This window comes from Streptomyces sp. NPDC015130 (assembly GCF_043080005.1).
Taxonomy (GTDB): Bacteria; Actinomycetota; Actinomycetes; order Streptomycetales; family Streptomycetaceae; genus Streptomyces.
Window position 1 is genome coordinate 105,872 of sequence record NZ_JBIBVC010000012.1, and the last position, 19,854, is coordinate 125,725.

At 70.6% G+C, this 19,854-nt stretch carries 19 protein-coding genes and 2 pseudogenes; 10 read left to right on the top strand and 11 right to left on the bottom strand.

Features of this window, described 5'->3' with window-relative positions; all coding sequences use genetic code 11:
* Positions 1-32 precede the first annotated feature (32 nt).
* Both trpS and ACF08F_RS24640 read left to right on the top strand, forming a co-directional pair.
* The gene (gene trpS, locus ACF08F_RS24635) at positions 33-1,046 is read left to right on the top strand and encodes a tryptophan--tRNA ligase (RefSeq protein ID WP_392300709.1); all 1,014 of its coding nucleotides are present in this window, start codon (positions 33-35) and stop codon (positions 1,044-1,046) included.
* A 116-nt stretch (positions 1,047-1,162) separates the two neighbouring features.
* Positions 1,163-1,759 carry a 2'-5' RNA ligase family protein gene (locus tag ACF08F_RS24640; RefSeq protein ID WP_392300710.1) on the top strand — a complete coding sequence of 199 codons (597 nt, stop codon included), beginning with the start codon at positions 1,163-1,165 and terminating at the stop codon, positions 1,757-1,759.
* Positions 1,760-1,868: 109 nt separating this feature from the next.
* On the opposite strand, the pseudogene ACF08F_RS24645 reads toward ACF08F_RS24640, so the two are convergent.
* Positions 1,869-2,015: pseudogene (locus ACF08F_RS24645) on the bottom strand (decaprenylphospho-beta-D-erythro-pentofuranosid-2-ulose 2-reductase); the annotation flags it as partial.
* A 75-nt stretch (positions 2,016-2,090) separates the two neighbouring features.
* Positions 2,091-2,663 (bottom strand): annotated as a pseudogene (locus ACF08F_RS24650) (SDR family NAD(P)-dependent oxidoreductase); the annotation flags it as partial.
* A gap of 243 nt (positions 2,664-2,906) precedes the next feature.
* Between ACF08F_RS24650 and ACF08F_RS24655 the strand changes: the two are divergent.
* Complete coding sequence (locus ACF08F_RS24655) at positions 2,907-3,833, top strand: YihY/virulence factor BrkB family protein (RefSeq protein ID WP_392300711.1); 927 nt, start codon at positions 2,907-2,909, stop codon at positions 3,831-3,833.
* Here ACF08F_RS24655 and ACF08F_RS24660 read toward each other — a convergent pair.
* On the bottom strand, positions 3,742-5,043 hold the full coding sequence (locus ACF08F_RS24660) for a D-alanyl-D-alanine carboxypeptidase family protein (RefSeq protein WP_392300712.1): 1,302 nt from the start codon (positions 5,041-5,043) through the stop codon (positions 3,742-3,744). The genes ACF08F_RS24655 and ACF08F_RS24660 overlap by 92 nt on opposite strands.
* Positions 5,044-5,325: 282 nt before the next feature.
* Between ACF08F_RS24660 and ACF08F_RS24665 the strand changes: the two genes are divergently transcribed.
* Both ACF08F_RS24665 and ACF08F_RS24670 read left to right on the top strand, forming a co-directional pair.
* Positions 5,326-7,020 carry a recombinase family protein gene (locus tag ACF08F_RS24665; RefSeq protein ID WP_392300713.1) on the top strand — a complete coding sequence of 565 codons (1,695 nt, stop codon included), beginning with the start codon at positions 5,326-5,328 and terminating at the stop codon, positions 7,018-7,020.
* An 841-nt stretch (positions 7,021-7,861) separates the two neighbouring features.
* Positions 7,862-8,032, top strand: coding sequence for a hypothetical protein (locus tag ACF08F_RS24670; RefSeq protein ID WP_392300714.1), 171 nt, complete (start codon positions 7,862-7,864; stop codon positions 8,030-8,032).
* 314 nt (positions 8,033-8,346) lie between these two features.
* Here the strand turns inward: ACF08F_RS24670 and ACF08F_RS24675 are convergent, their stop codons facing one another.
* Complete coding sequence (locus tag ACF08F_RS24675; RefSeq protein ID WP_392300715.1) at positions 8,347-8,586, bottom strand: SCO4848 family membrane protein; 240 nt, start codon at positions 8,584-8,586, stop codon at positions 8,347-8,349.
* A gap of 61 nt (positions 8,587-8,647) precedes the next feature.
* Here ACF08F_RS24675 and ACF08F_RS24680 point away from each other — a divergent pair, with 61 nt between their 5' ends.
* From ACF08F_RS24680 to ACF08F_RS24690, 3 genes are all read left to right on the top strand, one after another.
* Positions 8,648-8,878 carry an SCO4848 family membrane protein gene (locus tag ACF08F_RS24680; protein WP_392300819.1) on the top strand — a complete coding sequence of 77 codons (231 nt, stop codon included), beginning with the start codon at positions 8,648-8,650 and terminating at the stop codon, positions 8,876-8,878.
* 45 nt (positions 8,879-8,923) lie between these two features.
* Positions 8,924-10,318, top strand: a complete 1,395-nt coding sequence (locus ACF08F_RS24685) for a metallophosphoesterase (protein WP_392300716.1) — start codon at positions 8,924-8,926, stop codon at positions 10,316-10,318.
* 203 nt (positions 10,319-10,521) lie between these two features.
* On the top strand, positions 10,522-12,075 hold the full coding sequence (locus ACF08F_RS24690) for an ABC transporter substrate-binding protein (RefSeq protein ID WP_392300717.1): 1,554 nt from the start codon (positions 10,522-10,524) through the stop codon (positions 12,073-12,075).
* A 113-nt stretch (positions 12,076-12,188) separates the two neighbouring features.
* On the opposite strand, the gene ACF08F_RS24695 is transcribed toward ACF08F_RS24690, so the two are convergent.
* From ACF08F_RS24695 to ACF08F_RS24705, 3 genes are read right to left on the bottom strand one after another with little or no spacing between them, the layout of a single operon-like run.
* Positions 12,189-12,941, bottom strand: a complete 753-nt coding sequence (locus tag ACF08F_RS24695) for a TetR family transcriptional regulator (protein WP_392300718.1) — start codon at positions 12,939-12,941, stop codon at positions 12,189-12,191.
* 10 nt (positions 12,942-12,951) lie between these two features.
* Positions 12,952-13,401, bottom strand: coding sequence for a thiol-disulfide oxidoreductase DCC family protein (locus ACF08F_RS24700; protein ID WP_392300719.1), 450 nt, complete (start codon positions 13,399-13,401; stop codon positions 12,952-12,954).
* A gap of 6 nt (positions 13,402-13,407) precedes the next feature.
* Positions 13,408-13,842, bottom strand: a complete 435-nt coding sequence (locus tag ACF08F_RS24705; protein ID WP_392300720.1) for a hypothetical protein — start codon at positions 13,840-13,842, stop codon at positions 13,408-13,410.
* Positions 13,843-13,966: 124 nt separating this feature from the next.
* Between ACF08F_RS24705 and ACF08F_RS24710 the strand changes: the two genes are divergently transcribed.
* Positions 13,967-14,740 (top strand): alpha/beta fold hydrolase, encoded by a 774-nt coding sequence (locus tag ACF08F_RS24710; RefSeq protein ID WP_392300721.1) that lies wholly within the window; start codon positions 13,967-13,969, stop codon positions 14,738-14,740.
* A gap of 28 nt (positions 14,741-14,768) precedes the next feature.
* On the opposite strand, the gene ACF08F_RS24715 is transcribed toward ACF08F_RS24710, so the two are convergent.
* On the bottom strand, positions 14,769-15,992 hold the full coding sequence (locus ACF08F_RS24715) for an MFS transporter (protein ID WP_392300722.1): 1,224 nt from the start codon (positions 15,990-15,992) through the stop codon (positions 14,769-14,771).
* A gap of 86 nt (positions 15,993-16,078) precedes the next feature.
* Here ACF08F_RS24715 and ACF08F_RS24720 point away from each other — a divergent pair, with 86 nt between their 5' ends.
* Entirely contained in the window at positions 16,079-16,684 is a 606-nt protein-coding gene (locus ACF08F_RS24720) for a MarR family winged helix-turn-helix transcriptional regulator (RefSeq protein WP_392300723.1), read from the top strand.
* A 19-nt stretch (positions 16,685-16,703) separates the two neighbouring features.
* Here ACF08F_RS24720 and ACF08F_RS24725 read toward each other — a convergent pair whose 3' ends face one another.
* The 3 genes from ACF08F_RS24725 to sdhA all read right to left on the bottom strand — a co-directional run bounded on the left by ACF08F_RS24725 (position 16,704) and on the right by sdhA (position 19,833).
* The gene (locus ACF08F_RS24725; protein WP_392300724.1) at positions 16,704-17,228 is read right to left on the bottom strand and encodes a hypothetical protein; all 525 of its coding nucleotides are present in this window, start codon (positions 17,226-17,228) and stop codon (positions 16,704-16,706) included.
* Positions 17,229-17,320: 92 nt separating this feature from the next.
* Complete coding sequence (locus ACF08F_RS24730) at positions 17,321-18,079, bottom strand: succinate dehydrogenase iron-sulfur subunit (protein ID WP_187741978.1); 759 nt, start codon at positions 18,077-18,079, stop codon at positions 17,321-17,323.
* A complete protein-coding gene (sdhA, locus tag ACF08F_RS24735) occupies positions 18,079-19,833 on the bottom strand; it encodes a succinate dehydrogenase flavoprotein subunit (RefSeq protein WP_392300725.1) in 1,755 nt (584 codons plus the stop codon). The genes ACF08F_RS24730 and sdhA overlap by 1 nt, the downstream gene beginning before the upstream one ends.
* Positions 19,834-19,854: the final 21 nt, after the last annotated feature.

Genomic DNA, 19,854 nt, shown 5'->3' on the forward strand with positions numbered 1-19,854 from the left:
GATCGGTTCCCACACCTGAGAGAATGATGTGCATGGCCTCTGATCGTCCTCGCGCGCTCTCCGGAATCCAGCCCACGGCGGGCTCTTTCCACCTCGGCAACTACCTCGGTGCGGTCCGTCAGTACGTCGCACTGCAGGAGTCCCACGACGCCTTCTACATGGTCGTCGACCTGCACGCCATCACGGTTCCGCAGGACCCCGCCGAGCTGCGGGCGAACACCCGCCTCGCCGCCGCGCAGCTGCTCGCCGCCGGGCTCGACCCGGACCGCTGCACCCTCTTCGTCCAGAGCCACGTCCCCGAGCACGCGCAGCTCGGCTGGGTCATGAACTGCCTCACCGGCTTCGGCGAGGCCTCCCGTATGACGCAGTTCAAGGACAAGTCGGCGAAGCAGGGCGCCGACCGCGCCACCGTCGGCCTCTTCACGTACCCGATCCTCCAGGTCGCGGACATCCTGCTCTACCAGGCCAACGAGGTCCCGGTCGGCGAGGACCAGCGCCAGCACATCGAGCTGACCCGCGACCTCGCGGAGCGCTTCAACGGCCGCTTCGGCGACACCTTCACCGTCCCCAAGCCGTACATCGTCAAGGAGACCGGGAAGATCTACGACCTCCAGGACCCGACGATCAAGATGAGCAAGTCGGCGTCCACGCCGAAGGGCCTGATCAACCTCCTGGACGACCCGAAGGTCACCGCGAAGAAGGTCAAGAGCGCGGTCACCGACACGGACACCGTGATCCGCTTCGACCCGGAGAACAAGGCCGGCGTCTCCAACCTCCTCACCATCCTGTCCACCCTCTCCGGGACGAGCATCGCCGACCTGGAGAAAAGCTACGAGGGCAAGATGTACGGCGCGCTGAAGACGGACCTGGCCGAGGTCATGGTGGACTTCGTCACTCCGTTCCGGGCCCGCACCCAGGAATACCTGGACGACCCGGAGACGCTGGACTCGATCCTGGCCAAGGGAGCGGAGAAGGCCCGCGCGGTCGCGGCGGAGACGCTGGCGCAGACCTACGACCGCATGGGCTTCCTGCCCGCCAAGCACTGAGTCCTGGGACCCTGGCCACGAGGGTGGTGCAGGACGCACACTGGCGGCTGTACCACCCACAGCGCACGACCACAGCAGACGATCACACGACTCGACGGACGACGGAGGAGAACGACGTGGGGACCGTAACGCTCGGCGTTTCGATCGCGGTCCCGGAGCCCTACGGCAGCCTGCTCCAGGAGCGGCGCGCGGGCTTCGGGGATCCCGCCGCGCACGGCATCCCCACGCACGTCACCCTCGTCCCGCCGACCGAGGTCGCGGAGGAGCGGCTCCCGGAGATCGAGGCGCACCTCGCCGGGGTCGCCGCCGAGTACCAGCCGTTCCCGCTGCGCCTCAGCGGCACCGGGACCTTCCGCCCGCTCTCCCCGGTCGTCTTCGTGAAGCTGGCGGAGGGCGTCCCCCTCTGCAACCGGCTCCAGCACCAGATCCGCGACGAGGCGGGACCGCTCGCGCGCGAGCTCCAGTTCCCGTACCACCCGCACGTCACCGTGGCGCACGCCATCTCCGAGGAGGGGATGGACCGGGCGTTCGAGGAGCTCGCCGGGTACGAGGCGGCCTGGACGTGCCGCTCGTTCGCGCTGTACGAGCAGGGCGCGGACGGCGTGTGGCGGAAGCTGTACGACTACGAGTTCGGCAGCGGCCGTCCGATCTCCGCCGTCCCGGCGCAGGGCGGCAGCCCGGTGGACACGCCGACCGCCACCCCCGCCGCCTGACCCACCGGGGTCCAGGCCCCGATCGGGGCCTCGGCCCCGACCCGATCCCATCCGGTCCCGTACCCCGGTTCCGGCCCCCGGCCCGGGTCCCGCCCCCGCTCCCCGCTCCTCACACGGGCAGCAGACGGAACAGCGGCCTCGGCAGGTGTCGTACCGCCGTCATCACCATCCGCAGCGCCCCCGGCACCCACACCGTCTCCGAGCGGCGCCGCAGCCCCAGCTCGATCGCCGTCGCGACCGCCTCGGGAGTGGTCACGAAGCCGGACGCCCCGGACCGGCCAGGAACCGCCCCGGACCGGCCAGGGACGGCCCCGGCCCGCACGGCCCCGGGACGCACGGCCCCGGGACGGACGACCATGACGTGCACCCCCGTGCCGTACAGCGCGTCCCCGAGGCCCTGGGCGAAGACGTCGAGCCCCGCCTTCGACGACCCGTAGATGAAGTCGGCGCGCCGCGCCCGCTCGCCCGCCACCGAGGACAGCACCACCAGCGAACCGTGCCCCTGCCCCTGCAGCGCGCCCGCGCACACCAGCCCGGCCGAGACGGCGCCGGTGTAGTTGGTCTGCGCGACGCGCACCGCGGCGACGGGGTCGGCCTCGTCGTGCGCCTGGTCGCCGAGGACCCCGAAGGCGAGCAGCACCACGTCCACGGGCCCCTCGGTGAAGATCTTGCCGAGCCGCTCCTCGTGCGACGCGGTGTCGAGCGCGTCGAAGGGGACGGTGCGTACGTCCGTGCCGAGTGCGCGCAGCGAGTCCGCGGCGGCGGTGAGCGCGGGGGAGGGGCGGCCGGCCAGCCAGACCGTACGGACGCCGCGGGCGATCATCCGGCGCGCGGTGGCGAGCCCGATCGCGGAGGTGCCGCCGAGGACGAGCAGGGACTGCGGGGTGCCGAAGGCGTCCTTCATCGTGGGGTACTCCTCAGAGGGCGGTGGGTCTCGACAGCCATCAGGGTGACCGTATCGCCGGACCTGTCGCTTATGCCGCTATTGCCGCCCCGCCTCCGGGATGTCGGTCACCGGCGCGCACGCTCCGCCGGGGGATTCTCGTAACCGGAGCACAGGACTCTCCCGGACCGGCACCACCGGCACTCCCCGGAAGAGACCCCTCCCGTACCAATTGACCGACGGATCAAGGGGCACACGTACGACATGGACTGGCTGACCAAGCTCCCCGTCATCGGCCCCCTGGCCACCCGCCTCATGCGGACCCACGCCTGGCGCTCGTACGAGACCCTCGACGCGGTCCACTGGAGCCGGCTCGCCGCCGCGATCACCTTCCTCTCCTTCCTCGCCCTCTTCCCGCTGATCACCGTCGCCGCCGCGATCGGCGCCGCGCTCCTCTCGCAGAAGCAGCTCGACACGATCGAGGAGAAGATCGCCGACCAGGTGCCCGGCATCTCCGAGCAGCTGAACATCGAGGGACTCGTCGCCAACGCCGGCACCGTCGGGCTCATCGCCGGCGCCCTGCTGCTCCTCACCGGCATCAGCTGGATCGGCTCCATGCGGGAGTGCCTGCGCGCCGTCTGGGGGCTCGACGACGTCGACGAGGGCAACCCGGTCGCCCGCAAGGGCAAGGACGCGCTCGTGCTCCTCGGCCTCGGCGCCGTCGCGGTCTGCTCGCTCGCCGCGTCCTGGCTCGGCTCCACCGCCGTCGGCTGGACCGCCGACCGGGTCGGCATCTCCGGCGAGGGCGCGGGCGGCTACCTGCTCCAGGCCGCCGCCGTCCTCGTCGCGGTCGTCGCCGACTTCCTGATGCTGCTCTACCTGCTGACGCTGCTGCCCGGCGTCACGCCGCCGCGACGCCGCCTCGTGGTGGCGGCGCTCATCGGCGCGGTCGGCTTCGAGCTGCTCAAACTGCTGCTCGGCGGCTATATGAGGGAGGTCGCGGGGAAGTCGATGTACGGGGCGTTCGGCACGCCGATCGCCCTGATGCTGTGGATCAACTTCACCGCGAAGCTCCTGCTGTTCTGCGCGGCCTGGACGGCTACGGGTTCACGTCCGGATCCGGCGTGGCAGCCGAGTCCCGCGAGCGCTGCCGACGGGAGCCCGAACCGGCCAGCGGCCAGCGACGGTTGACGAGGAAGACGGCGCCGGCGAGCAGGACGAGCACCCCGCCCGCGACGCTCAGCGCGATCCCGACCCCGCCGGACTTCTCCTGCGCGGCGGCGGTGCCGGTGGCCGAGGCGCCGGGCGCCTCCTTGCCGGGCGCGGGCCCGGTACCGCCCGCCGACCCGGCCCCCGTCTCCGTCCCCGTACGGGCCGACGCGGGCGGCACCAGCTCACCCACCGGGGTCACCTTCCCGGCCGCGGCGAAGCCCCAGTCGAGCAGCCGGGCGGTCTCCTTGTAGACCGCGTGCTGTTCCTTCGAGGACGGGTTCATGACGGTGACGAGCAGCACCTTCCCGTTGCGCTCCGCGACACCGGTGAAGGTGGATCCCGCGTGGGTGGTGTTGCCGTTCTTCACGCCGGCGATCCCCTGGTAGGGGGCGACGCCGAAGTCGCCGGTGAGGAGCCGGTTGGTGTTCTGGATCTCGAAGGTCTCGCGCTTCTTGCCCGGCTTCAGCTCGCCGGGGAAGGCGGCGCGGGACGTGGCGGCGTACTCCCGGAAGTCCGGCTTCTGCATGCCGTTGCGGGCGATGAGCGTGAGGTCGTACGCGGACGAGACCTGGCCCGGGGCGTCGTAGCCGTCCGGGGAGACCACGTGGGTGTCGAGTGCCTGGAGCTCGGCCGCGTGCTCGTTCATGTCCTTGACGGTCTGCGGGATGCCGCCGTTCATGGCCGACAGGACGTGGACGGCGTCGTTGCCGGAGCGGAGGAAGACACCGAGCCACAGGTCGTGGACGCTGTAGGTCTGCTTCTCCTTGATACCGACCAGGCTGGAGCCGGCGCCCATCCCGGCCAGGTCCTGGGTGGTCACCAGGTGGTTCTTCGTCTTCTCGAACTTCGGCAGCACGGTGTCCGCGAAGAGCATCTTGAGCGTGGACGCCGGGGCGAGCCGCCAGTGCGAGTTGTGCGCGGCGAGGACCTGACCGCTCTCCGCGTCCGCGACGATCCAGGACCGCGCGGACAGCTCCTTGGGCAGCACGGGCGCCCCGGCCCCCAGCTGGACCTGCGTACCGGGCTTCCCGAGCAGCGCGCCGCCGACCGCGGACATGGTGGCGGGCGGTTTGGGCTGCTTGTCCTTCGCGTCCTTCCCCTCGTCCGCGTGGGCCGCGGGCGCGGCGATGGCGAGCGGCAGGAGCACGGCAGCAGCGACCGCCCAAGCGGTCCTCTTCGAAGCAGACACGGTCGAGAACGTACAGGCCCGGAACAGAGATCCGAACCCCACCCGGCGGTTCGCCCCAGCTCGTCCACCCGGACGCGGTCCGCGGGAGGCGGACGGTGATACTGGGGCCATGAAGCTCAGCCGTCGCGTCTCCTGGTTCCTGCTCGCGTTCGGGGTGTGGAGCTGGTTCATCTGGATCACTTTCCGTATGTAGCTAACCTGTAGAGACTCAATGACAGAGAAGATCAGGTGAGAGCCTTGACCCCTTTCGTTTCGCCCGTGGGAGCCGAGCGGCTGGACATCGTGCGGGTGGCCGTCTATGCCCGACAGTCCAAGGCGCGCCCCGACTCGTCCGAGGCGTCTCCGGAGGCGCAGGTCGCTGCCGGTGAGGCGCTGGCGGCGAGCCGGGGTTGGGAGGTCGTTCACACGTTCAAAGACGTCGGTAGGTCCGGTTGGGATCCCAACGCCGTGCGTCCGGATTTCGAAGACCTCCTGTCCGCCGTGCGCGCGGGTGAGGTCGACGTGGTGGTGGTCAACGAGCTGTCCCGGCTGACCCGTGAGGGCGCACACGACGCCCTGGAGATCGACAGCGAGTTCAAGAAGTACGGGGTCCGCTTCGTCTCGGTCCTTGAACCGTTCCTCGACACGTCGAACGCGATCGGAGTCGCGATCTTCGCGCTCATCGCAGCCCTCGCGAAGCAGGACAGCGACATCAAGGCTGAGCGGCTGCGCGGGGCCAAGGACGAGATCAGGGCGGTCGGCGGCCGGCACTCCAGCTCCGCGCCGTACGGCATGAGGGCGGTGCGCGAGAAGATCGGCAACCTGGTCGTCTCCGTCCTTGAGCCGGACGAGGACAATCCGGACCACATCGCGATCGTCGAGCGCATGGTGGAGATGTCGTTCGCCGGAGTCTCCGACAACAAGATCGCGACGACGCTGGACTCGGAGGACGTGCCCGCGCCGGGCGAGGCCGCACGACGCGCCACCGAGAAGCGGATGGAGTCCATCAAGAAGCGACGCGTGGCGACGGACGACAGCCCCATCCGGTGGCGTGCGCAGACAGTCCGCTGGATCCTCTCCCATCCCGCCATCGGCGGCTTCGCAAGCGAACGCGTGAAGCGGGGCAAGGCGTACGTGAACGTGGTCGCCCGGAACGAGGCGGGGACACCGCTGACACCTCACCGGGGAGTGGTCCCAGGAGCCCGGTGGCTGGAGCTCCAGGAGAAGCGGAGCAAGTGTGCCAGGACCGACAGGCAGCTCGGCGGAGAGGCCACACCCACGCTCCTGAGCGGGTGGCGCTTCACCACCTGCGGAATCTGCACGGGATCCATGGGGCAGAGCAAGAACAACGGCGGACAGGACTACTACATGTGCTCCAACCCCAAGGGACACGGCGGGCTGAGCATCAAGCGCAAGGACGCCGACGACTACGTCGCCGGACGGGTGTGGGCACGTCTCGCCGGCGCGGACATGGACGACGACAAGGACAGGGAATGGGTGGCCGAGGCGGCTCTCCGCTTCGCGATGCAGCGGGATCTGTCCGGAGTCCAGGAAGAAAGGCGCGAGACGGGAGCGCACCTTGAGCACGTCCGGAACTCCATTGCCGAACTTCAGGCCGACCGCAAGGCGGGCCTCTATCGGGGCCGCGACGAACTGGCCATGTGGCGGGCGACGATGACGCAGTACCGGGCGTTCGAAGACCAGTGCACCGCCAGGCTGGAGGAGCTGAACGAGCAGACCACGGCAGCGATCCAGGTGCCGACCGACTGGTTCGAACCGGGCGAGGACCCCTTGGGCCCCGGTTCACCCTGGGCGGCCTGGGACGTTTTCAAGCGCCGAGAGTTCCTCGACCTCTTCCTCTCCGGAATCTCGGTCGGCCCTGGCCGGGACCCGGAGACCCGGAAGTACATCGCGATCGAGGACCGCTTGACGCTCCACTGGCGGCAGCTTGAGACGGAGCCCCAGGAGGAGGACGAAGAGACGCTAGCCGCCCTCTGACAGCCAGACAGCCCCGGTAGTCCCTCACGGACCGCCGGGGCTTTGCTGTGTCCGCAGCGGGGCCGACCAGCGGGCGGAGCCATGACGGTATGACGGTTCAGAGTGCTTCTTCATATGCACAAGAAAAAATAAGGAGAAGACCAAACCGTCCGTCGAAACACCATCCCGTCATGCTCGGCCCTCGGGAATTCGGTGGCCCCCACAACACAGTGAGGGACCGCACGGAATCACCGAGCACGCCGCACGGCGGGTGCCGGGAATCTGCTGATCCTCACGGCTCGGTGAGGAGGTGCGGATACCGCCCCCGGGATGCGTGGCCGCCCTGGCCGACTCCTCGGGCGAGGCTGCCCCACAGCGGGGCGAGGAGGTGTTGAGAGTGACGACTTTCGACACTTTTTAGAACGCATAGAAAAAATACAGAGAAAGAGGAACCGGGGTCTCTGTCGTCACCACCGACACCGCTCGGCACCCTCGGGACACCTTTGGTCCCTACTACTGGGGCCAGAGAGAGCGGGACTACCGCGCACCCACCCCGAGGGGGACTCCGGCGGACCGAGTGCCCGCTCTCTCGCAGCTCTGCCATGGCGAAGATGCCCAGCGACACGGATGCCCGGACGGACGAGTACGCGACCTATGCCCCTGCCCGTGAAACGTGCCCCGAGTGCGAGGAGCCGTTCGGGTCTCTGGAGGTGTGCCGGCGGGGCACTGTGGAACGGCAGTCCGGGCCGCCCGTCGTCGTGTACCGGCACCCCCTGTGCGCCGAGCCGTACAGGCGTGACCGGTGAGTCGCGCTGTCTACAGGTACGTCGAGCACTCCATTCGCCATGAGCCGTCGGGCGGGGTGACGTACGAACTGTTCTGCATCGCCCCCGACTGCGAGGAGGAATCCGCCCCGCAGTCGGGGCAGGAAGCGGCGCAGGACTGGGCTCTGAGGCACACCGGCCTGAACCCCGGGCACGACCTTTTCCGGCGCGTCTTCACCGACCACGCCCGGGTGAGCCGCGCGGAATAGAGCGGGTGCGGTTCCCGGTCCGCGCGCCGCACACCCGGATTTCCCACCCCTTCCGTGATCGCGGCGGTGCGAGACGACAGGGGTGGGAGGACAGGCTCCGCCCCGGACGCTTCGCCACAGGAAGGGCAGGCGGCCGGGGCGGGCAGCGAGGCGGCGCAGGGCGTTCTTCGGGCACTCGCTGCTCGCCTGTCGGGAACTGCGGTGGTCGCGCGGCGCCGCCTCTCGTCATCCGGTCCGGCGGCGCGATCACCGAGTGGTGCCACGCCCTAACGGCCCCGTCCGTGCGCTCCCCCGTAGCGCGTGGGCGGGGCTTTCTACTTGCTCGCCTTCACGCGTACGCCCCTCAGGCCGATCACGCCGACGGCCGTCCCTAGGATGAACGACGTCACGGCGAGGGTGAGATGCACCCAGAAGTAGGCGGTCGGGTCACCCGCGTCGTCGAAGGCAAGTCCGCTCGCGTCCTTGTAGAGGTTCCGAGCAAAGGTGATCCAGATCATCCAAGACCAGGCACCGAACGCGAGAAGGAACCAGGACGTGCGACGGCTGAGCTTCACGGGATGCCCTTCCGGGGGTAGGCGGGTCGGTCCTGCCAGTATCCGGTCCGTGCCCTCTGCCATGGTGGCCGGGGTCTGTACGCTAACGGTTAGCTGCGTATGGATCACTTTCGTCAAGAACCTCTGGAACGACGGGAGCGGCCTCGCCTTCGACGACGCGGGCGACCCGACGGCCTACTTCTGGGTTCACCTGCTGCTCGCCGTCACGTCCTTTGTCCTGGGGACGGTGATCGGCGTGCTCGGGTTGCGTGGTGTGCGTGCCGCGCGCAGCGATACCGGTCACAGCTCCTAGATCCGTCGGGTTCCGGGGCGCAAGCGAGGAAGAGGGGTTCGGGGCGTGGTCGGCTTTCTGGTGGTGCTGGTCGTGGTCCTCGCCGTGCTCGGCGGGGTGCACTGGTACGTGTGGCGGCGGCTCGTCCGTGACGTGACGGCGCCCGGCGGGGTGCCGCGGCGGGTGGGTACGGCCGTCGTCGTCGCCCTGCCGCTGCTCTCGCTCGCGGCCCTGAGCTCCTCGCGGGCCGGCGCGCCCTTCTGGTTCCAGCAGGTCGTCGCCTGGCCGGGGTTCCTGTGGCTCGCGCTGCTCCTGTACGTGGTCCTGGCCCTCGTCGTCGGCGAGGCCGTACGGCCCCTCCTGCGCGCCTGGCTCGACCGGCGTGACGCGAAGACCGCCGCCGCGCCCGTCCCGGCCGAGGTGCCCGGGGCCGTGGTCGCCCCCGAGGCCGTCGCGCCCGCGCCGCCGTCCGTGCCCGAGGGCGCCGCGCGCGTGTCCGTGCCCGAGGCCGTCGCGCCCGCACCCGTGTCCGTGCCCGAGGGCGCCGCACCCGTGTCTGTGCCCGAGGCTGTCGCGCCCGCGTCGCTGCCTGCGCCCGAGGCGCCCGCCGAGGTGTCCCCGGCCCCCGGTGGTGTCTCCCGGCGGCTCTTCGTCTCGCGGGTCGTCGGGGGGGCCGCCGCGGCCGTCGCTCTCGGGACCGTGGGGTACGGCACCTACGGCGTGCTGCGCGGGCCGCGGGTCAAGCGGGTCACCGTGCCGCTCGCGAAGGTGCCGCGTGCCGCGCACGGGTACCGGATCGCCGTCGTGTCCGACATCCACCTCGGGCCGATCCTGGGCCGCGCCCACAGCCGGCGGATCGTGGACACGATCAACGCCACCCAGCCGGACCTGATCGCGATCGTCGGCGACCTCGTCGACGGCACCGTCGAGAACCTCGGCTCCGCCGCCGAACCGCTCGCCGACCTCCGGGCGCGCCACGGGGCCTTCTTCGTGACGGGCAACCACGAGTACTTCTCGGGCGCCGACGCCTGGGTCGACCATGTACGCGAGCTCGGCCTGCGCCCGCTGCGCAACGAGCGCGTGGAGATCGCGGCCGGCTTCGACCTCGCGGGCGTCGACGACGTCGCCGGGGAGAGCGAGGGGCAGGGCCCCGACTTCGTCCGCGCCCTCGGTGACCGTGACCGCGCCCGCGCCGCCGTCCTCCTCGCCCACCAGCCGGTCGTCGTCCACGACGCGGTCCGCCACGGTGTGGACCTCCAGCTCTCCGGCCACACCCACGGCGGCCAGCTCTGGCCGGGCGAGTACCTCGCGGACCTGGCCAACCCGACCGTCGCGGGTCTGGAGCGGTACGGCGACACCCAGCTGTACGTCTCGCGGGGCGCGGGTGCCTGGGGACCCCCGGTCCGGGTCGGCGCGCCCTCCGACATCACGGTCGTCGAAATCGCCTCGAAGCAGGCGTGACCGGGGCGGGGCCACTCCCCTCGACTCCCCGCACGGAGAGCGATACGTGCCGGTCATCGACCTAAAGTCTCATATCCCGGACATATACCTGCCGTATGAAAGTTTTTCCTTCCGCTTGTGAAGATCGTGTGATTGGCTGACGGCACTGCGGCGTTTTCGGGGGGCGTCGTGCCAGGGGTGGTACGAAAAAAGGAAGCACGGCAATGCGGTCGACGGTCCGTCTGCGGATCCTCATCACTTGTGGAGTACTGGTGGCGGCCGGGGTCGGGGGTTGGCAACTCCTGCCCTCCGACGGCGGCCGGACCGATCCCATCAGCGTCGGCACCACCGACGCGATCACTTCGCTCGACCCGGCCGGCGCGTACGACGCCGGTTCCTGGGCCATGTACAGCAACGTCTTCCAGTCGCTGATGACGTTCAAGCCGGGGTTCGCGGCCCCCGTCCCGGACGCCGCGGAGAGCTGCAAGTTCGTGGGCGCCAAGCTCACGACGTACCGGTGCACGCTCCGCGACGACCTCTCCTTCTCCAACGGGCGACAGATCACCGCCGAGGACGTCGAGTACTCCTTCGAGCGGATGCTGCGGATCAAGACGGACGTCGGCCCGAAGGCCCTCTTCCCGACCCTGAAGAGCGTCACCTCCCAGGGCCGTACGGTCACCTTCCACCTGAGCGGCCGGGACGCGACCTTCCCGCTGAAGGTGGCCACGGGTGCCGGCTCGATCGTCGACAAGGACAAGTACCCGGCCGACCGGCTGCGTACGGACCTCGCGGTCGACGGATCGGGGCCGTACGTCCTCAAGGAGTACAAGGAGGGCGAGTCCGCGAGCCTGGAGCCCAACCCGAGGTACAAGGGCGCCGTCACCAAGACGGGCGGCCGGGTCCTCGTGAAGTACTACGACCAGTCCGCGGACCTCGCCGACGCCTGGCAGGCGAAGGACGTCGAGGTGACGCACCGGCAGCTCCCGCCGGAGTTCCTCTCGAAGCTGGAGACCAGGGACGGGACGCGGGTCACCGAGGCGGAGAGCGCCGAGATCCGCAACCTCAACTTCAACGTCCGGCCCGGCTCGCCGATGGCGGACAAGGCCGTGCGCCAGGCCGTCGCCGCCGTCATCGACCGCCCGGAGATCACCACCGGCGCGTACAAGGACTCGGTCGAGCCGCTCTACTCCCTCATCCCGCAGGGCTTCGTGGGGCACAGCACGGCCTTCTACGACGCCACGCCCGCGCCGAGCGCGAAGAAGGCGAAGAAGCTCCTCAAGGAGGCCGGGATCGCGACCCCGGTGAAGTTCACCTTCGGCTACCGCGCGGACGCCACGTACGGCGCCGAGACCGCCGAGATCAAGCGGCAGCTGGAGGAGACCGGCCTCTTCGAGGTCGAGACCGTCGAGGTCAAGTGGACGGAGTTCCAGAAGGAGTACGCGAAGGGCGCCTACGACGCGTACACCGTCGGCTGGCTCCCCGACTTCCCGGACTCCGACAGCTTCACCGCGCCGCTCGTCGGCACCCTGAACACCCTGCACAACGGGTTCTCCAGCAAGCGCATCGACAAGCTGATCGCCTCGACGCAGCAGTTCAGCGACCGCTCCCGGGCGGCCTCCGACTTCAAGGCGATCCAGGACGAGGTCGCCGACGACGTCCCGCTCGTCCCGCTGTGGCAGAAGAAGGACTACGTCCTCGCCACGGAGGCCGTGGCCGGCTCGCAGTACCTCACGGACGGCACCGGCATCTGGCGGCTGTGGGAGCTCAGCTGGATCTGAGCCCGGCCCACGCCGGGCCCGGCCGTCTGCGCACGCGGGGCCCGGTCGACCGGGCCCGGCCGGGTACGGCAGTGACGCGAGCCCGGCCGGGTGCGGCGGTTGCTCCGGCCCGGTCAGTCGGACGGCGGTTTCGGGTGGGCGCGCTTGGGTTTGCCCGAGGCCGCCATCCCGGCCGCCGTCGGCATGAAGTCGGAGAGCAGCTCGTGCGTCTCCTTGACCAGCGGCCGCAGGATCCGGAACCGCGAGAGCGAGATCGCGCGGGCCGTGACCGGCGCGAGCCGCTCGACGAGCCGCCGGCTGTTCTCGGCGCCCTCCGAGCGGTCGTACACCCAGAACAGCACGAGGCCCATCTGCTGGAGCCACAGCAACCGCGGGAGCGCCTCGGCGAGTTCCGGGTCGACCTTCACCGAGGCGCCGGAGATGACGCGCCGGTGGACCTCGATCGCCGCCTCGCGCGGGCCCTCCGACTCCGGTGAGAAGGGGCTGAGCGGGCTGTCCGGGTCGGCGGCGTTCTTGAAGAACTGCGAGGCGAACTCGTGGTACGGCCCGGCGATGTCGAGCCAGCCGAGGTAGACGCCCTTGATCCGGGCGGTGAGGTCCTTCTCCGGGCCGTTCAGGATCGGCTCGACCGCGGCCTGGTGCTCCTCGGCGATGCGGTCGTAGAAGCCCTGGACGAGGTGCTCCTTGGACGAGAAGTAGTAGTACGCGTTGCCGACGGAGACCCCGGCCTCCTGGGCGATGGCCCGCATCGTCGTCTTGTCGTAACCGCGCTCCTTGAACAGCCGGAGCGCGGTTTCGAGGATGAGCGTGCGGGTCTGCTCGCTCTTCGGGGCCTTCTTCTCGTCGGCCTTCTTCTCTTGCGTCACGGGACCGAGCCTAGTCGGGCCGGCCGGGCACTCCGCAGTGCCCGGTCCCGCAGTGGCCGGGCGCGCGGGGCCCGCTCTCGTCGGGCCCGCCTTCCCGGTCCGGGCCCTTGAGCGCCTCGCGCCACTTCGCGGCGGCCAGGACGGTCACCCGGGCGAAGGGCTGTCCGGCGGGAGTGGCCAGCCAGTGGGCCCTGGCGCGGTGGTCGGCGAGGGCCCAGAGGCAGACGATCCACGCGTTGGTCTCCCGGTAGACCTGGCCCCGGTCCCCGACCACGGTGATCTCCCGCAGGGTGGCGGCGTGGTCGAGGTCGGGGAAGCGGCGCCTGGCCTCGTGCGAGCCGGCCGGTACGAGGTCGAGCGGGACGAGCTGCCGCTGCCGCAGCAGCCAGTGCCTGAGGTGCACGCAGAGCGGGCAGTCGGCGTCGTACAGGACGGTCAGGCGTCTCACGGGGGTCGGCACGGCGGTTCAGCCCTGCGGGGCGGGCGGGGCCCAGGGGCCGGCCTTGGGGGCGGCGGTCCAGCCCTGCGGGCGGACCGGCGGCACGTGCTCGCGCTCCATCATGCCGCGGCGGCGGATCTTGTTGAGCACGTAGACGTTCGCCAGGTGCATCACGCCGAGGACCAGCAGGACCACTCCGAGCTTGACGGAGAGGGCCTCGAAGAGCGCGCGGGTGTCGACGACGGCCGCGTCCTGGCTCAGGTAGAGGGCGACGAAGCCGAAGTTGACGAGGTAGAAGCCGACCACGAGGAGGTGGTTGACGGCGTCCGCGAGCTTCTCGTTCCCGTGCAGGACGTCGGCGAGGAAGATCCTTCCGTTGCGGCTGAGCGTGCGGGCGACCCAGATGGTCAGGGCCACGCTGATCAGCAGGTAGACGACATACGCGACGACAGTGAGGTCCATGCCCCACCCTCCCTTGAACGCGTTCAAAAGCTGTTGGGCATGACTGTAGACCTCCTCTTGAACGTGTTCAAGTCGGCTGTTCAAATCGGTGGCCGGCCGCGTCCGCCGCGTCTAGGGTCGCCGGGTGACGCTCTCTCATGACCTGGCCGGCCAAGGCCCCTCGACCGTCGTCCTGCTGCACTCCGGGGTCTGCGACCGCCGGATGTGGGACGGGCAGTTCTCCGCCCTCGCCGAGGCGGGCCACCGTGTCGTCCGCTGCGACCTCCGCGGCTTCGGTGAGACCCCCGTCGACGCCGCGCACACCCACGCCGACGACGTCCGGGACCTCCTCGACCACCTGGGGATCGACCGCGCCGCCGTCGTCGGCTCCTCCTTCGGGGGCGAGATCGCCCTGGAGCTCGCCGTCCGCCACCCCGGACGCGTCTCCGCGCTCGCCCTGCTCTGCTCCGGCATGCCCGGCTTCGAGCCGAGCGAGGAGCTGCGGGCCTGGGGCGGCCGCGAGGACGAACTCCTGGAGGCGGGCGACCTCGACGGCGCCGTCGAGCTCAACGTCGACACCTGGCTCGGGCCCGAGGCCGACGGAACCGCCCGCGCGCTCGTACGGGAGATGCAGCGGCGCGCCTTCGAGGTCCAGCTGGCCGCCCCCGACGCCTTCTCGCCCGTCCCGGCCGGGGTCGCGGCGGACGACCTCGCCGGGATCGCGGCCCCCGCGCTCGTGGTCGCCGGCGGCCACGACGTGCCCGACTTCCGGTCCGTCGCCGACGAGTTGACCCGGACCCTGCCCGCCGCCCGCCGGCTCGACCTCGACTGGGCCGGCCACCTGCCCGCCCTGGAGCGCCCGGCCGAGACCGCCGGGCTGCTCACCGCCTTCCTCGGAGAGCTCCCCGCCCGGCCGTGACCGGACGGCCGGGGGTGTCGGCCCGATGTCAGCGGAACCGCCGCACCCCCGGGACCAGCGCCGTGCCGAGGCAGCAGCCGCCCACGACCACCGCGGCGGCGAGCAGCGGGACCTCGGGCCCCCAGGCGGAGGCGGCGAGCGGGGCCAGGGCGTAGCCCAGCGGCATCGCGGCCAGGGAGACCAGCCAGTCGTACGAGGTGACCCGGGCGAGCGCGTGCTCGGGCACCGCCCGCTGGACGGCGGTGTCCCACACGGGGGAGAGGAAGCCGAGGCTCGCCTGTGCGAGCCCGTAGGCCGCGATCGTCAGCGGCGCGGGCGCGGCCACGGCGAGCAGGACCAGCGGCAGCGCGTACGTGGCGAGCCCGAGGTTCGCCGTCAGGACCGGGCGCCGGGGGCGTGCCCTGTCGGCGAGCAGTGCGCCGAGGAGGAAGCCGACGGCGCCGACCTGGAGGAGGACGACCCAGGTGGTGCCGCCGCCGAGGCGCTGCACGGCGACGGCGGGCCCGAGGGTCATGAGGACGGCCGCGGCGCCGTTCCAGGCGCTGTGGCCGATGAGGCTGGCCCAGTACCAGTCGCGGGAGCGGACCTCCTGCCAGCCCTCCGCCAGGTCGGCGCGGAGCGAGCGGCGCGGGACGGGTACCCGCTTCACCCGTACGGCCGTCAGGAGCAGGGCGCTGACGGCGAAGGTGGCGCCGTCCAGGACGAAGGCCCAGCCGGGCCCGACGGTCAGGACGAGGGTGCCGGCGAGCGCGGGTCCGCCGAGCCGGCTGACGCTGCGGGCGACGCTCATCGCGGCGTTGGCGCGCTGCAGCGCCTCGGGCGCCACCGTTCCCTTCACCAGCGGCGAGCCGGTCGGCAAGGCGAAGGCCCCGGCCGCCCCGCCGAGTGCCTCGGCGACCGCGAGGACGGCGAGGTTCGGGGCGCCGCCGAGCAGCTGGAAGCCGACGAGGAGCTGGGTGGCGCAGCGTACGAGGTCGGTGACGACGGCGACCGTACGGGCGTCGAAGCGGTCGCCGACGACGCCGCCAAGGGGCAGCAGGAGCAGCCGGGGGACCATCGCGCAGGCGAGGACGAGGGCGAGCGCCGAGGTGGATCCGGTGGCCTCCAGGACGGCGAGGGCGAGGGCGGCCGGGATGACCGCGTCGCCGAGGAGGGAGAGGGCGCGGCCGGTGAAGAGGAGGCGGAAGGAGCGGGTGCGCAGGGGGTGGGGGACGGGTGCGGGCGCGAGGGTGTGCTCGGGGGCGGCGGGCATGCGCCGTAGAGTATTTCGGTGCCTAATAATTCGTCAACGAAATACTTTCTCGGGGGCGCGGCCGCCGCTCGACGTACGATCAGCTCATGGCGCCCTCAGACGAACCGCGTGCCCCCGGCGAGAACGGCGCATCCGGTGCACCCCGCGAGCCTCGCGAACCCGCCGCACCCCGGGAGCCCCGCGCACCCCGCGACTGGACCGACGGGCACGTCGCCCGCTGGCAGCCCGTCCTGCCCGGCCTCGACCCCGTCGTCGAGGGCGCCGTCACCCGGATGAAGAAGCTCTCCGTCCACCTCCGCCGGGTCAGGGAGCAGTCACTCGTCGACTTCGACCTGGAGCGCCACGAGTTCGACACCCTCCACAAGCTCGCCGGCCGCGGCGGCAGCGCCGCGCCCTCCGAGCTCGCCCAGGACCTCGACCTCGCCCCCGCCTCCGTCTCCGGCCGCCTCGACGCCCTGGAGAAGCGGGGATTCGTCCGCCGCACCCAGTCCACGACCGACCGGCGCCGGGTCGTCGTCGAACTCACCGGCACCGGGCGGCAGACCTGGCTCGGCGCGATGGACGTCCTCGGCCACGAGGAGTACCGGATCCTCGGCGTGCTCTCCCCCGAGGAGCGGAACCAGCTCAACGACCTGCTGCGCCGGATCATGGTCGAGGCCGAGAGCGCGGAGAGCACCCGCCACTGGGACTGACCGGGTCTCCGAGGCCGGCTCAGATGCTCAGCGAGCGCGCGTAGTTGATCTGGGACATCACCCAGTGGATGGTGTCCGGGCGTGCGGCCGGGATCATCGTCGAGTGGTGCTTGCCGCCGCTGTTCACCGTGACCTGGACGAAGCCCGTCGTCTGTTGTTCCTTCATCAGCAGGAACAGCAGGCCCAGGCCGCAGGCCGCGACGAAGAGGCAGGCCAGCACGATGCCGACCGTGGAGATCTTCTCCTCGGTGCGCGACAGGTCCATCGCGTTCCACACCGCGCCCCGCAGCGGCATGGGCCCGGCCGGGGTGAGGATCTGGTCGCCGACCACGCTGATGTCCCCGAGGGCGAACGAGGGCGCCCCGCCCGTCGGGTACTGCGGCGGCACGACCACCCCGCCCGGCAGCGTCGGCTGGTAGGCGGGCGCCTGGTACGGCCCCGGGCCCGGCGTCGCGTCCTGCGGATACCCGTACGCAGGCGTCCCGGCCCCCTGGCCAGGCCCCCACTGGTACTCGCCGTCCGCGTAAGGATTCGGCTCGCTCATCAGTCCCCGCTCTCCACACAGCTCCGCAACGGAAAAAGCCCGCTCCTGCACGCTGAGCGTACAGAAGCGGGCTTTTGCAGCCGAACGAGATGTCAGAAGCGGCGCGTGATCAGCGCGCGCTTGACTTCCTGGATGGCCTTGGTGACCTCGATGCCACGGGGGCACGCGTCGGTGCAGTTGAACGTCGTGCGGCAACGCCACACGCCGTCCTTGTCGTTCAGGATCTCCAGGCGCTGCTCGCCCGCCTCGTCACGCGAGTCGAAGATGAAGCGGTGCGCGTTGACGATCGCGGCCGGACCGAAGTACTGGCCGTCGTTCCAGAAGACCGGGCAGGACGACGTGCACGCGGCGCACAGGATGCACTTGGTGGTGTCGTCGAAGCGCTCACGGTCCTCGGCGGACTGCAGGCGCTCGCGCGTCGGCTCGTTGCCCTTGGTGACCAGGAACGGCATGACGTCCCGGTACGCCTGGAAGAAGGGCTCCATGTCGACCACGAGGTCCTTCAGCACCGTCAGGCCCTTGATGGCCTCGACCGTGATCGGCTTCTCGGGGTTGATGTCCTTGATCAGCGTCTTGCAGGCGAGCCTGTTCTTGCCGTTGATCCGCATCGCGTCCGAGCCGCAGATGCCGTGCGCGCACGAGCGACGGAAGGTCAGCGTCCCGTCGACGTCCCACTTGATCTTGTGGAGGGCGTCGAGGACGCGCTCCTTCGGGTCGATCTCGATCTGGAAGTCTTCCCAGACCGAGGCGTCCGAGATCTCGGGGTTGAAGCGGCGGATCCGCATCGTGACCGTGATGTACGGGGAGGCGGCGGACTCGGCCTCGACCTTGTCCAGTACGGGGGTAGCCATCAGTACTTACGCTCCATCGGCTGGTAGCGGGTCTGGACGACCGGCTTGTAGTCGAGACGGACGGTCTCGGAGCCGTCCTCGCCGACCTCGCGGTACGCCATGGTGTGGCGCATGAAGTTGACGTCGTCGCGGTTCGGGTAGTCCTCGCGGTAGTGACCGCCGCGGGACTCCTTGCGCGCGAGGGCCGAGACGGCCATGACCTCGGCCAGTTCGAGCAGGTTGCCCAGCTCGATCGCCTCCAGGAGGTCCGTGTTGAAGCGCTTGCCCTTGTCCTGGATGGCCACGTTCTCGTAGCGCTCGCGGAGCTCGGCGATCTTCTCGACGGCCGTCTTGATGGTCTGCTCGGTACGGAACACCATCACGTTGGCGTCCATCGTCTCCTGGAGCTCGCGGCGCAGGTCGGCGACCCGCTCGCTGCCCGTGGAGTTGCGCAGCTTCTCGATCTGCGCGACGACGAGGGACTCCGGGTTCTCCGGCAGCTCGACGAAGTCGGCCTTGGCGGAGTACTCGGCCGCGGCGATGCCCGAACGCTTGCCGAAGACGTTGATGTCGAGGAGCGAGTTGGTGCCGAGGCGGTTGGCGCCGTGCACCGACACGCAGGCGACCTCGCCGGCCGCGTACAGGCCCGGGACGACGGTGGTGTTGTCCGAGAGGACCTCACCCTCGACGTTCGTCGGGATGCCGCCCATGGCGTAGTGCGCGGTGGGCTGGATCGGGATCGGGTCCGTGTACGGCTCGATGCCGAGGTACGTACGGGCGAACTCGGTGATGTCCGGGAGCTTGGCGTCGAGCTGCTCCGGCGGGAGGTGCGTCAGGTCCAGGTAGACGTGGTCGCCCTCGGGACCGCAGCCGCGGCCCTCGCGGATCTCCGTGTAGATGGAGCGGGAGACGACGTCACGGGACGCGAGGTCCTTCATGACCGGCGCGTACTTCTCCATGAAGCGCTCGCCGTCCTTGTTGCGGAGGATGCCGCCCTCACCGCGGGCGCCCTCCGTCAGCAGGATGCCCATGCGCCAGATGCCCGTCGGGTGGAACTGGAAGAACTCCATGTCCTCCAGGGGCAGACCGCGGCGGTAGCACGCGGCCTGGCCGTCACCGGTCAGGGTGTGGGCGTTGGAGGTCACCTTGAAGAACTTGCCGGTGCCGCCGGAGGCGTAGATGACGGCCTTGGCCTGGAAGATGTGGATCTCGCCGGTGGCCAGCTCGTAGGCGACGACGCCCGCGGAGTGCTTCACACCGTCGATCTCGGTGATCAGCTGGTCCAGGACGTAGAACTCGTTGAAGAACTCCACGCCCTCCTTGACGCAGTTCTGGTACAGCGTCTGGAGGATCATGTGGCCGGTGCGGTCCGCGGCGTAGCAGGACCGGCGGACCGGGGCCTCGCCGTGGTTGCGGGAGTGACCGCCGAAGCGGCGCTGGTCGATGGTGCCGTTCGGGGTGCGGTTGAACGGCAGGCCCATCTTCTCCAGGTCGAGGACGGCGTCGATGGCCTCCTTCGCCAGGATCTCGGCGGCGTCCTGGTCGACCAGGTAGTCACCGCCCTTGACCGTGTCGAAGGTGTGCCACTCCCAGTTGTCCTCCTCCACGTTCGCCAGTGCGGCGGCCATGCCGCCCTGCGCGGCGCCCGTGTGGGAGCGGGTGGGGTAGAGCTTCGTCAGCACGGCGGTGCGGCTGCGCTTCGTCGCCTCGATGGCGGCGCGCATGCCGGCGCCACCGGCGCCGACGATGACGGTGTCGTACTTGTGGATCTTCATGACGTGGATTACCTCAGCCCC